This is a genomic window from Bacteroides sp. ZJ-18 (assembly GCF_011038705.2).
Lineage (GTDB): Bacteria > Bacteroidota > Bacteroidia > Bacteroidales > Bacteroidaceae > Bacteroides > Bacteroides hominis.
The window spans coordinates 4,791,768-4,804,926 of record NZ_CP072198.1; the positions used below are offsets into that span (position 1 = coordinate 4,791,768).

Annotated in this window: 9 protein-coding genes; 2 read left to right on the top strand and 7 right to left on the bottom strand. The window is 44.6% G+C overall.

Features of this window, described 5'->3' with window-relative positions; all coding sequences use genetic code 11:
* Positions 1-56: 56 nt before the first annotated feature.
* Entirely contained in the window at positions 57-1,037 is a 981-nt protein-coding gene (gene pfkA / locus G7Y45_RS19460) for a 6-phosphofructokinase (protein WP_005781272.1), read from the top strand.
* Positions 1,038-1,097: 60 nt separating this feature from the next.
* On the opposite strand, the gene G7Y45_RS19465 is transcribed toward pfkA, so the two are convergent.
* The 6 genes from G7Y45_RS19465 to G7Y45_RS19490 all read right to left on the bottom strand — a co-directional run bounded on the left by G7Y45_RS19465 (position 1,098) and on the right by G7Y45_RS19490 (position 8,995).
* The gene (locus tag G7Y45_RS19465) at positions 1,098-1,964 is read right to left on the bottom strand and encodes an SDR family NAD(P)-dependent oxidoreductase (protein WP_032532032.1); all 867 of its coding nucleotides are present in this window, start codon (positions 1,962-1,964) and stop codon (positions 1,098-1,100) included.
* Complete coding sequence (locus tag G7Y45_RS19470; protein WP_165016160.1) at positions 1,964-3,196, bottom strand: NADH:flavin oxidoreductase; 1,233 nt, start codon at positions 3,194-3,196, stop codon at positions 1,964-1,966. Before G7Y45_RS19470 ends, G7Y45_RS19465 begins: the two co-directional genes overlap by 1 nt.
* Positions 3,197-3,210: 14 nt before the next feature.
* Positions 3,211-3,972 carry a DUF1295 domain-containing protein gene (locus tag G7Y45_RS19475; RefSeq protein WP_165016162.1) on the bottom strand — a complete coding sequence of 254 codons (762 nt, stop codon included), beginning with the start codon at positions 3,970-3,972 and terminating at the stop codon, positions 3,211-3,213.
* Between the two features lie 116 nt (positions 3,973-4,088).
* Entirely contained in the window at positions 4,089-5,432 is a 1,344-nt protein-coding gene (locus G7Y45_RS19480) for a citrate/2-methylcitrate synthase (RefSeq protein WP_005781276.1), read from the bottom strand.
* A 12-nt stretch (positions 5,433-5,444) separates the two neighbouring features.
* Positions 5,445-6,635, bottom strand: a complete 1,191-nt coding sequence (icd, locus tag G7Y45_RS19485) for an NADP-dependent isocitrate dehydrogenase (RefSeq protein WP_165016164.1) — start codon at positions 6,633-6,635, stop codon at positions 5,445-5,447.
* A gap of 116 nt (positions 6,636-6,751) precedes the next feature.
* Entirely contained in the window at positions 6,752-8,995 is a 2,244-nt protein-coding gene (locus tag G7Y45_RS19490; protein WP_005821648.1) for an aconitate hydratase, read from the bottom strand.
* A gap of 138 nt (positions 8,996-9,133) precedes the next feature.
* Here G7Y45_RS19490 and G7Y45_RS19495 point away from each other — a divergent pair, with 138 nt between their 5' ends.
* Positions 9,134-11,038, top strand: coding sequence for an AAA domain-containing protein (locus G7Y45_RS19495; protein WP_165016166.1), 1,905 nt, complete (start codon positions 9,134-9,136; stop codon positions 11,036-11,038).
* A gap of 167 nt (positions 11,039-11,205) precedes the next feature.
* Here the strand turns inward: G7Y45_RS19495 and G7Y45_RS19500 are convergent, their stop codons facing one another.
* Positions 11,206-13,134: an LruC domain-containing protein gene (locus G7Y45_RS19500; protein ID WP_165016168.1), complete on the bottom strand. Its 1,929-nt coding sequence runs from the start codon at positions 13,132-13,134 to the stop codon at positions 11,206-11,208.
* Between the last annotated feature and the right edge of the window lie 25 nt (positions 13,135-13,159).

Sequence of the window (13,159 nt, forward strand, 5' to 3'; positions counted from 1 at the left end):
ATACAGGGCACTCCTTTTTGTTATCTTTGCAACGTCAATTAAAAAACAAGATTGTTATGGGAACAGTTAAGTGTGTTGGTATTTTAACTTCCGGTGGTGATGCACCGGGAATGAACGCTGCTATTCGTGCAGTGACACGTGCAGCAATCTATAACGGACTGCAAGTAAAAGGTATATATAGAGGATACAGAGGCTTGGTAACAGGGGAGATCAAAGAATTTAAAAGCCAGAATGTAAGTAACATCATTCAACTGGGAGGAACGATCCTGAAAACAGCACGTTGCAAAGAGTTTACAACTCCCGAAGGACGTAAAATGGCATACGATAACATGGTAAAAGAAGGAATTGACGCCCTTGTTGTAATTGGTGGTGACGGTTCGCTGACCGGAGCACGCATCTTTGCACAAGAATATGACGTTCCCTGTATCGGACTTCCGGGTACTATTGACAATGACCTTTTTGGCACAGATACCACTATCGGATATGACACGGCGCTGAATACCATTCTGGATGCAGTCGACAAGATCCGTGACACAGCTACTTCGCACGAGCGTTTGTTCTTTGTAGAAGTAATGGGACGCGACGCCGGTTTTCTGGCATTGAACGGTGCGATTGCCTCGGGAGCAGAAGCCGCCATCATTCCGGAATTCAGTACGGAAGTCGACCAACTGGAGGAATTTATAAAGAGTGGTTTCCGCAAATCAAAAAACAGCAGTATCGTACTGGTAGCCGAAAGTGAACTTACCGGAGGTGCCATGCATTATGCCGAACGTGTGAAAAACGAATATCCTCAATATGATGTTCGCGTCACCATTCTGGGGCACTTGCAACGTGGTGGCAGCCCGACAGCACATGACCGTATTTTGGCCAGTCGTCTGGGTGCGGCAGCTATCGATGCTATCATGGAAGACCAACGTAATGTCATGATCGGCATAGAGCACGACGAAATTGTTTATGTTCCGTTCAGCAAAGCCATCAAAAACGATAAACCTGTCAAAAGAGATCTCGTCAATGTGTTGAGAGAACTGTCTATTTGATAACAGTATACAACAGGAAAAGACAGACGGTGGACAGTAAACATACAAAGTGTTTATGGTTCACCGTTTATCATTTACGGTAAACCCCTTCTCTGACAAGATTCTTTCTGTTTCCTCCCATAATTGCACCCTTTGAACATGGTGAGTATATTTTTCGGAAAGAGGATGCAAATGATTATTCAAATTAAATGTCGCAGTCTGTTTCCCTGCTTCCACATCAAGTAATAGTCCGATTGCAGTAGAGGCTCCCTGAAGAGGTGTCCGTATAAAAGGACGGAAGAAAATGTCGGTCAATGGATCGAACCATTGATGCATCCGGATGATATCGGTAGACACAATTCCTGGATCAGCAGCATTGACCGTTATTCCACGTACCCGAAGACGCTCTGCCAGTTCAAAAGTAAAAAGCAACAAAGCGAGTTTTGTATTACTATAAACAGGGATTCGCCAGAAATTTCCCCTTTTACCACGAAGAAAAAAATCGGGAAAATCCAGCTTACCAATTGCATAGGTACAAGACACCATATTGACAATACGTGTTCCCTGTCCCATCAACGGAAGCAAAAGCCGCGTCAACAGACAGGGACCTACATAGTTTACACTGACCGTACGCTCCAGCCCATCTTCTGTAATATGCAATCCGGTTTCCATCGTCCCGGCATTATTCATCAGCAAAGCTATGGAAGTGTTCCGCTGTAATACCCGGTTTGCAAAAGTTTTCACTGAAGCCAGTGATGCAAGATCTATCTCCCATACTTCCATATTCTTATTTCCTGTTTCCTTCGCCAACTCCCTGCATTTGGGCTCCGCCTTCGACAGCGAACAACAGGCCATGATTACTACATAACCTTCACGAGCCACGGCACGGGTGATCTCCATCCCCATCCCACCATCGGCGCCGGTAATAATAGCAAGCTTACGTTCCATCATTTATTTTCCAAGTGTTCGATCTCTTTTTGCAAACAAAGAGGAAGTTCTTCTGCCAAATGATGATGACAAGCCATCTCAATGGTATACATCCTTCCTATGCAATAATTACTGTGCCCACAATTACAGCGGGCCTTTTCTTCACGCCGCATCCGGTTGACAAACCCGGGTTCATTAAGCAAAGCACGTGCCATCTGTACAGCCTCGAACCCTTCATTCAGCACTTCATCTATTTTCTCACGGGACACCAGCCCGCCAACATAAATTAAAGGAATTTTAATCTCAGAGCGGAACTTTAAAGCATCTTCCAAGAAATAGGCTTCTTTAAAAGGAACAGTCGGTATCATCACCCGTCCCGCCAACTTGACACCATACTTCAACCACCAGCAATCCATATAGTGCGTCAACGTTCTGATGGGCATCGCCCCACGCATAACATACATAGGAGCTTTACTGACAAAACCTCCACTCAAAACCAATGCATGCCCCCCCAATGACTCAAGCCGTCTGGCCACTTCAAGGGTCTCCTCTATTTCCATACCACCACGAAAGCCGTCACGCATATTCATCTTCACGAACACGGCTATATCACTGCCGGCCGCCTTCATCACCTCTTCCATTACCATCGTCATAAACCGCATCCGGTTCTCCAATGATCCTCCATATTCATCTTTCCGGCGGTTGGTGTAAGGTGAAAGAAACTGGCTGATCAGATACCCATGTCCTGCGTGAACTTCAACAGCATCAAAGCCGGCTTCACGAGCAAGACAGACTGCACGTCCGTAGGCTTTTGCCATTTCCGGCAATTCCTCCCGCCCCATCCCCCGTACCCATGTAGGCGAATAAATATTGAAGCCTGATGAAGCAGAAATAGGCGTAACTCCACAAATACTTTTATGAGACATGTTGCCACAATGCCCTATCTGTATACTGGCAGCGGCACCCTCCGCATGAATGGCATCGGTTAGCTCACGTAAGCCGGGAATGATCTCGGGACGAAGCCACAATTGCCTTGGAAATGATAATCCGCTACGGGTCACCGAAGCATAGGCAACCGTAGTCATCCCTACACCTCCGGCAGCAACGGAACGATGATAATCAAGCAACATCGGAGAAGGGGCGTTTCCCGGACACATACCTTCAAAAGCTGCCGAACGAATAGTACGGTTGCGCAATGTAAGCGGTCCGATGGTAATCGGTGTGAAAAGCTTAGAAGCAAGGTGTGTATTCATAAGTATTTTATTTTTTAATATAAGAAGGGAAAAATTCGTTTCTTATACTCGACCTGTGACCCGAACTCTTCCTTATAACGATGCCAAATAGCATCTGCCCGTGGAACAAGGTTGGCAATAGTCCACCAAGCAAAGACACATCCCGGCAAAGACCAGGTCAAGACAGCCCAACCAATCCATTCAACAATCTCACCCAAATAGTTGGCAGAAGTCACGTAACGATACATTCCCCTTTGAGGAAGATAATGGCGGGTATCTCCGGAAGTACGCAGATTCCGGATGACTGAGTCGGAATGCCAGTTGATTAGCATCCCGCTGAAGAATAAAAGTGTTCCTATCCAAAAACAAGGTGACAGCAACCAGTCAGCTGTGTAGTATCCTGAAGGCGCAAGATAAAATATCCATTCACCCTGCATCAGTCCGTTGAGGATATTAAAGAGGACTCCCATCAAAAGAATGAGTATCGGCATCTTACTTTTTCCTTTCATCAAGAAGGGAAAAACAAAGGCCCGCTGGAAGTAATGCAACTGAAAGAAGAGAAAGAAAGTAAGTTCTACAGGAAAGAAACGACGGTCGGAATGCCACCACAACCAACTCATGACCAAAAAGACAGGGGCCTCCATAAGTATCCAGGCCAACTTATTGTTTACCGAGATACCCCAGGAACGGCTGCGGAACATACCGTATCCCGCCCTGATAAAATAAAGGGCTATGAAAACGGCCAGAGCCACCAGACTCATTATCAAAAGAAGCAGATTAAAGCCTTCTATACTCATATCCAAGATTTTATACAATGGACAAAGTTAAAAGAAAAACTTTAAAGAGACAAATAGTTTACGGAAATAAAGTAAGGGTGCTGCAAAGTGATCTGCCACACCCTCAGACTTTTCTTTTATCTTTTTTTCAACGGCACATATTTTTCTTCTTCCAACACATTCTTGTAAGCCGGACGAATGATACGTTTGCCTTCAAAATTCAATTCTTCATTACGATGGGCACACCAACCGACAATACGTGCCATAGCGAACAAAGGAGTGTAGATTTCTTGTGGCAAGCCAATCATTTCATATACAAAACCGGAATAAAAATCGACGTTGCTGGACACCGTTTTTCCATTATTCTTAATCTTACCGAATGTGGCAATGGCACGCTCTTCCAGAAGTTCAAGGAAAGCAAATTCGCGTTCACGCCCTTTCTCATGTGCCAGGTCACGTGCAAGTTCCTTCAGCAATACGGCACGAGGATCGGAAATGGTATACACGGCATGCCCGATACCATAGATCAATCCGGTCTTATTATAAACCTCTTTGTTCAGCATACGGGTAAAGTAAGTGTCAATCTCATCCACATTGGTCCAGTCCTGAATATTTTCCTGCAAATGATGGAACATGTCGGCCACCTGAATATTGGCACCTCCATGGAGCGGACCTTTCAACGAACCGATACCTGCGGCAATAGCCGAATATGTATCTGTACCGGTAGATGAAGTTACACGAACCGTAAAAGTAGAGTTGTTACCTCCTCCGTGTTCCGCCTGGAGCACCAGCAAAAGGTCAAGTGTACGCGCGTCCAGTTCGGTATAATCCCGTTTCAGCATATAAAGGAAATTCTCGGCAATCGACAAATTCTCCTGCGGATGACGGATGTGTAACGAACGGCCGAAAGTGGCATGACGCAACATATTGAAGGCATAAGCGATGATTGTGGGGAACTTTGAGATCAGATCAATGCTCTGACGCATCAGGTTATCACGTGAAGTGTCATCCGGATTGGAATCAAAACGATACATTTCAAGTACACTGCGAGCCAGAATGTTCATAATATTGTTCCCCTCAAGTTCAATGATATTCATCTTGGTTTTTTGTTCCAAAGGCATATTATCATTGATTAGTTCCCTAAACGAAGCCAGTTCTTCTTTATCGGGCAAACTGCCGGATAACAATAAATAAGCAACTTCTTCAAATCCAAAACGTTTTTCTTTCAGAATGGCATGTGCCAAGTCTTCCAGATCATATCCCCGATAGAACAGCTTTCCGGGAATAGGCTTCAATCCCCCTCCGGGAATTCGCTCATAACCTACGACATTACCAATCTTAGTCAATCCGACTAACACACCTGTACCGTCTTCGTTACGAAGCCCCCGTTTTACGTCAAACTTCGGAAATAAATCGGTGTCAATCCGGGTACAATCTTTCATTGCCTCGGAAAGTTTATAAATCAAATATTCTTTTTTCATGTCCTGAAGGTATTAATTTTTAATTCGGTTAATGATTTCTTCTGTAAATTCGGAAGTAGAAAGTGGCTGCCCTTTGTGCATGAAGCGCGCCAGGTCATTGGTGGCTTTCCCTTCGGCAAAACTGGCTTCAAGTGCCTCTACAATCAGGTCGGCAGGCTCCTGCCAACCCAGATATTCAAGCATCATGACGGCCGAAAGTATCAACGAACAAGGATTGACCACTCCCTTTCCGGCAATGTTGGGAGCCGTCCCATGGGTAGCCTCAAAAATGGCATGTCCGGAGTCATAGTTGATATTGGCTCCCGGCGCGATACCGATACCTCCTACCATGGCTGCCAACTGATCGGAAATATAATCTCCGTTCAGATTCAAAGTGGCGATAACCGAATAGTCTTCAGGAATCAAGAGAGTGTTCTGCAAAAAGGCATCAGCGATACAATCTTTAATCACCAGCTTGCCTGAAGCAATCGCATCGGAAAACTCACGTTCAGCCAACTCGTATCCCCATTTTTTAAAACCTCCTTCGGTGAATTTCATGATATTGCCTTTGTGCACCAAAATGACCGAAGGCAGTTCATGCTGCAATGCATAGCGGCACGCGGCACGTACCAGACGCTCTGTACCTTCACGCGAAACCGGCTTCACCCCGAAAGAAGAGGTTTCGGGAAAACGTACTTTACTGACTCCCATCTCATCGTGCAAAAACTTATAGAATTTTCTTGCCTCCGGAGTACCTGCTTCCCACTCGATCCCGGCATAGATATCTTCCGTGTTTTCACGAAAGATGTGCATATTCACCTTCTCAGGCTCTTTGACGGGAGACACCACTCCACGAAACCAGCGCACCGGACGCAAGCAAACGTATAAGTCGAGCGTCTGGCGGAGAGCCACATTCAACGAACGGATTCCCCCGCCGACCGGAGTTGTCAACGGTCCTTTGATGCCGATCAGATATTCCTTAAAAGCCTCCATCGTTTCATCAGGTAACCATGAACCCGTTGCCCGAAAAGCACGTTCACCGGCCAATACTTCTTTCCATTCGATATGACGGCTGCCACCATACGATACGTCTACCGCCGCATTTACTATTGCCTGCATGGCAGGAGTGATTTCCGCCCCTACTCCATCACCTGTTATAAAAGGTATTGTCGGTACATCTGGCACCAACAATCCCCCATCTTTCTGTTTGGTAATTTTACTCATTGATTTATTTTTTTATATACTCCTCCAATCGTGTTCCAAAGTCAGGTTCAATTGGTTTAAAACCAAAGATTTATTGATTTAAAACCTAAAACAAGTCCCGGAAAGCTATCTACAAGCTATTTGGCGTTCAAAGCCGATCCAGCTCGGAACCAGCCAATCTGCTGTTCATTGTAAGTATGCTGTACCGCAAACCGTTCTTCAGTGCCATCTTCGTGATGCAAAATCACCTCCAGGTTATGTCCGGGCGAAAACTCTTTTAATCCAACTACCGAGATTAAATCGTGCTCACGAATCCGGTCATAATCGGCTTTATCTACAAAGGTAACAGCCAACATACCCTGTTTTTTCAGATTGGTTTCATGAATGCGGGCAAAGCTTTTGGCCAGAATCACCTTCACATTCAGAAAACGCGGTTCCATGGCAGCATGCTCACGACTTGAACCCTCGCCATAATTTTCTTCGGCTACTACAATGGAAGAGATATCATCCGCTTTATACTGTTTTGCGGTACCCGAAACAGTTTCATATGTATTGGTCAAACGGTTCCAGACCTTATTCGTTTCGCCATTGAATGCATTCACCGCTCCCATCAACATATTATCGGAAATGTTTTCCAAATGTCCACGAAACCGAAGCCAGGGACCTGCCATCGAGATATGATCTGTCGTGCATTTTCCCTGTGCTTTGATAAGCAGCGGCATATTGAGAAAATCATTGCCGTCCCATGCAGGGAAAGGAGTCAGTAACTGTAAACGCTGAGAATCCGGAGCAACCTTAATCTCAGCTTTCTCACCCGTAGGAGCCTGATATCCCTGATTGCCGGCAACAAATCCGGCAGATGGCAGTTCATCCCCCGTAGGTTCACTAAGTTTCACCTTTTCACCGTCATGGTTAACCAAACGGTCTTTCAACGGGTTGAAACAAAGATCGCCGGCAATAGTCAGTGCCAGAACAATCTCGGGTGAAGCCACAAAAGCAAAAGTATTCGGGTTACCGTCAGCACGTTTGGCAAAATTACGGTTAAATGAAGTCACAATAGAGTTTTTACGGGTCGGATCGTCTGTATGGCGTTTCCACTGGCCGATACAAGGACCGCAGGCATTAGCCATGATAGTAGCACCCATCTTTTCAAATACATCCATCATACCGTCACGCTCGGCTGTCGCACGGATCTGTTCGGAACCCGGATTTACAATCAGTGGTGATGCCACTCCCAAGTTCTTCTCATTCACCTGCCGGGCTACGGAAGCCGCACGGCTGATGTCCTGATAAGAAGAGTTGGTACAGGAACCTATCAAACCTACTTCCATTTTCCGGGGATAACCATTCATTACTACCTTTTCAGCAAATTCTGAAATAGGAGTGGCGGCGTCCGGAGTAAACGGACCATTAATATAAGGTTCCAACTCTGAAAGATTTATTTCGATAACCCGGTCATAAAAATCTTCCGGACGTGCCATTACTTCGTCGTCTGCACGCAAATCGGCAGCTACACTGTCGGCCATCACAGCCACTTCCTCGCGTCCGGTTGCTTTCAGATAAACAGCCATACGTTCATCATAAGGGAAAAGAGAAGTAGTAGCTCCTACTTCAGCACCCATATTACAGATTGTAGCTTTTCCCGTGGCCGATAACGAAGCCGTACCCGATCCAAAATATTCGATAATAGCGTTTGTTCCTCCTTTCACGGTCAGGATACCGGCCAATTTCAGTATGACATCTTTGGGAGCTGTCCATCCATTCAACTCTCCTGTCAGACGTACCCCGATCAATTTCGGCATCTTAAGTTCCCACTCCATACCTGTCATCACATCCACAGCATCGGCACCACCTACACCGATCGCCACCATTCCGAGCCCTCCGGCATTCGGGGTATGCGAGTCGGTACCGACCATCATCCCACCCGGAAAAGCATAATTCTCAAGCACCACCTGATGAATGATGCCCGCTCCCGGCTTCCAGAAACCAATGCCATAACGAGAGGAAACATCACGCAAGAAATCATACACCTCCCGGTTGGTTTGTGTGGCTGTTTCAATGTCACGTTCAGCACCCCGGTAAGCTTGTATCAAATGATCGCAGTGTACCGTGGAAGGTACTGCCACTGTATCTTTCCCGGCATTCATAAATTGCAACAAGGCCATTTGAGCCGTTGCATCCTGCATTGCAACACGGTCCGGACGAAAATTGACATAGTCCTCTCCCCGTTCATAATTCTTTAAATCCGCCACATTATACAAATGTGCATACAAAATCTTTTCAGCCAACGTCAAAGGACGCTTCAGTGCTGCACGAACATGCTCCATTTTCCCTTTATAGGATGTATAGAAGCTCTTTAACATATTCAAATCATATACCATAACAATTCTGGTTTTATCTGTTCTTCTATTTATTATAACCAATTATACGAAAGAAAGGTTTAACAAATTGAAATGTTTATTCCAATCCGGAAACAGATTTGTTATCTTTGCCGGAAATTTAACCCGCACCCCATTAACATGAACGATTATAATACAAACTCTTCTTCCCCGCTTAGCGATCTTCAACGCCAACAGCTTTTGCTACGTATGGAATATGAATATGAAAAAGAAGAATTTCGCAAGCAGACAGAAACGATGGGCATTGCGAGGAAAGTGAAGCGAGGGCTTTGCTGGTATCCCGTCAGTACAGGCAGAAGTTTTTATAATTCGCTGAACCAACTTGTGATAGAAATAGAACGTCAAGAAGATAAAGAGATAGAACATGCATTTGAATTCGGACGTCCTGTCTGCTTTTTCGAACAGGGCTATGATGGCAGCATACATTATTTCAATTCCATCTACACCGTAAGCTATGCAGATGAAGAGCGTATGGTAGTCGTGGTACCCGGAGCAGGTGCACTTCTTGAAATACAAGGAGCAGACAGACTGGGGGTACAGTTGTATTTCGATGAGACTTCCTACCGCAGTATGTTCGAAGCCTTGGAAGACGTGATTCGTGCGAAAGGTAATCGCCTCGCCCAACTACGTGATATCTTACTTAGTAAACAACCTTCGCAATGGAGAGAGATATATCCGGTACGCTTCCCCTGGCTGAACATCACACAAGAGGAAGCCGTTAACAAAGTGCTACGTGCCAAAGACGTGGCTATCGTACACGGACCTCCGGGAACAGGTAAAACCACTACCCTCGTAGAAGCTGTCTACGAAACACTGCATCGTGAAAACCAAGTGCTGGTATGTGCGCAAAGTAATACAGCCGTCGACTGGATTGCAGAAAAGTTGGTAGACCGCGGAGTGCCTGTACTACGCATCGGCAATCCCAGCCGGGTAAACGACAAAATGCTTTCGTTTACCTACGAACGCCGTTTCGAAAGTCATCCGGCATATACCGAGTTATGGGGTATTCGTAAATCCATTCGTGACATGGGGAATCATCTGCGTAAAGGAGGATATTCTGAACGCGAATCCACACGTAACCGAATACTCCGCCTGAAAGAACGTGCCACTGAACTTGAAATACTAATCAACGAAGACCTCTTTTCCAGTGCCCGTGTCATTGCATCTACACTGGTCAGCAGTAATCACCGGATTCTCACCGGACGGCATTTCAGCACCCTCTTTATCGACGAAGCCGCACAAGCCCTGGAAGCTGCCTGCTGGATAGCTATCCGAAAAGCAGACCGTGTAATCCTCGCAGGAGATCATTGCCAACTCCCTCCGACCATTAAATGTATGGAGGCCGCGCGAAGCGGTTTAGACCGCACATTAATGGAAAAAGTCGTAATGAACAAGCAAGAAGCCGTTTCTCTGCTGAAAATACAATATCGCATGCATCGCTCCATCATGCAGTTTCCTTCCGCCTGGTTCTATCAAGGTGAGCTGGAAGCCGCACCGGAAATTTCTCACCGGGGAATACTCGAGCTGGACACTCCCATAAATTGGATCGATACTTCGGAAATGGACTTTCATGAAGAGTTCGTTGGAGAAAGTTTCGGACGTATCAATAAACCGGAAGCCAATCTGCTGTTGCAAGAACTGGAAAATTATATCCGCAAAATCGGAGAAAACCGAGTGGCAGAAGAGTGTATAGACTTTGGACTTATTTCACCTTATAAGGCCCAAGTACAATATTTACGGAATAAAATAAAAGGAAATCCATTCTTTCGCCCCTACCGTAACCGAATCACTGTCAACACAGTAGATGGTTTTCAGGGACAAGAACGTGATGTTATCTTTATCAGTTTGGTACGAGCCAATGAAAACGGACAGATCGGATTTCTCAATGACTTAAGGCGAATGAACGTAGCCATCACCCGTGCCAGAATGAAACTGGTAATATTGGGTGATGCCACAACCATGAGCAAACACGCTTTCTACAGAAAGTTAATTGAGTATATCAATGGACTCAGGCAAAATTCATAAAAATACCGATAACAAAAAAACGAAGTTATGTCAAAACTCACCACAGAATAACACAGAGTACCTCAGAGTATTTTACTAATAATCAACAACTTAAATTACCCCTGTGCTACTCTGTGTTCTCTGTGATGAGTTTTGACAACCTCGTTTACAATAAAGCAGCAGTCTGCTTATTTCTCCAAATACCAATCCTTATCTGTCTTTCCACCTGATTTTGCCCATGAAGCAAAACGCGGATATGATTGATCAATAGATTCCTTCTCTTCCGTATTGAATGTTTCAACATCTGCCAAATGAATAGCAAACGGATAATTCTGGTCTGACACGTAATAGATCCCTTTGTCTGTATCCGATAAATCCTGCTGGCTTCCAAAGAGAGCTGTATTTACCTTATCAGTTGGTTTATGGTTTACCAAATGTACTTCCGTACGATCCTTGCCTGTATTCTGGTGCAAGAAGATGAATGAATTGTAGGGAGCCACTCCAAAAGTTTCATGATCTACAGGTTGCTTAAATTTATTCCGTATCTTGAATACAGAGGTCTTTGTATTACTACCGGTCTCTTCAATAGCATTGGCAAATACAGCAACAGTAGCCTGGCTTAATTCATTATCCAACCCCTGACTTCCCCAAGCCGATTTACCCTCGATGAAGTCACACTCTTCTACATTTGCCCTTTCTGTATTCATTTGGTAAGCAAAGCCATTCTTAAATAACGCTCCCGACCACATAGCAGTAAAAGTATCTTCAGTAGAAAGTACCTGATTTTTGGTGTTAAAACTCAAAACCGAATTATATTTCACAATCACATCATTCAGGTCATAATCACCTTTAGAAGGCCAATTATCTTCAAAAGCCAAAATTCCTTTATACGTCATTTTATAGGCTATTGACTGATCGTCCGGATCTTCCGGATCAACCGAGGGCATATCGGGAGGGATAATAGCCTCTATCGGATTTGACCAGACATTAAACATAACATCATTATAATCTTGACTTGTCCAATCTTCAAACGATAATACAATAAATTCATTTATTTTAAATGCAGCTGTATGCTTACGTCCTTTATCATTTAATGCAGTAGTTGAATAGAACATTCCCCGTCCTTTACCTACATTGCCATTAGTAGTCGTCCCGTTTCTCGTAAAAGCATCATTACTAATAAACCAGCCTATTTTAGTCCCTTTTGGGAATACAGTTCCCTTATCTTCTCCGTCAGCATCAATATAATGTAGTTTTACACACTCCCCGCCTTTAATACCGACTCCTGTTTTGGTGTTGGGGAATACAACGTACTTTTTAGCTTTCCGAATCTGAGCGACATTTGCCCCTTCCGAATAGCAATAATAGCCAAACGCACTATATGCCGCACTTGTCCCTCCGATAAAACGCACCTTCACTTCGGCACCATGTTCGTCATTAATCATAAAATCAACCGACTGGCGATATTTCTGAGGGCAGTTTCCATCCTCCGGTATAGTTTTATTAATTGTTCTGTAAAATGCGGGCGTCAATTCAATAACACCTTCATTATCCAAATAGTTAGGCCGTCCTTTTATATCCCAACTGCCCAAAGTATAAAATCCTTCAGGCACCGTTTGATACTCACCACCTACACGCGTCTGCACAGATGCTTCGGCAGCCGTATCCCAGTTTATATCAGCCATTATTGTATTCCCTTCTATTTTAGTTTTATACAACATAGGTACTCCGATATAAGAGGTATAAATATATACTTCCTCGCCATAAGCCGGGATTGTTTCTTTGGCACGATATACTCCGGTTCCATCAGTCATTCTCACAACCTTGGGGTCGATATCAGTGCGTTTCACAACCTGTCCGTCAGCATCAGTTGTCAACGGATTCTCAAAATACAGTTCAAATAATACCTGATAATTCTCTGCAGGAATATCATACTTCAGATCCAATTGAACATCTTGTGTAGTTGCAAAATCAAAGGAATTAGCTACCCCGGACGGTTTTTCATCTGGTTTATAATGATCTTTCTCATCAATACATCCCACAACCACGCATCCCAATAAAAGAGTACTTAGTAATACTCCCAGCATCTTTTTCGTTGCATAAACACGATTTTTCATATTGACAAATAGTTTGTTTGTGAAT

Coding starts and splice junctions, on each gene's coding strand:
- pfkA (WP_005781272.1), top strand. CDS start 57: ATGGGAACAGTTAAGTGTGTTGGTATTTTAACTTCCGGTGGTGATGCA.
- G7Y45_RS19465 (WP_032532032.1), bottom strand. CDS start 1,964: ATGGAACGTAAGCTTGCTATTATTACCGGCGCCGATGGTGGGATGGGG.
- G7Y45_RS19470 (WP_165016160.1), bottom strand. CDS start 3,196: ATGAATACACACCTTGCTTCTAAGCTTTTCACACCGATTACCATCGGA.
- G7Y45_RS19475 (WP_165016162.1), bottom strand. CDS start 3,972: ATGAGTATAGAAGGCTTTAATCTGCTTCTTTTGATAATGAGTCTGGTG.
- G7Y45_RS19480 (WP_005781276.1), bottom strand. CDS start 5,432: ATGAAAAAAGAATATTTGATTTATAAACTTTCCGAGGCAATGAAAGAT.
- icd (WP_165016164.1), bottom strand. CDS start 6,635: ATGAGTAAAATTACCAAACAGAAAGATGGGGGATTGTTGGTGCCAGAT.
- G7Y45_RS19490 (WP_005821648.1), bottom strand. CDS start 8,995: ATGGTATATGATTTGAATATGTTAAAGAGCTTCTATACATCCTATAAA.
- G7Y45_RS19495 (WP_165016166.1), top strand. CDS start 9,134: ATGAACGATTATAATACAAACTCTTCTTCCCCGCTTAGCGATCTTCAA.
- G7Y45_RS19500 (WP_165016168.1), bottom strand. CDS start 13,134: ATGAAAAATCGTGTTTATGCAACGAAAAAGATGCTGGGAGTATTACTA.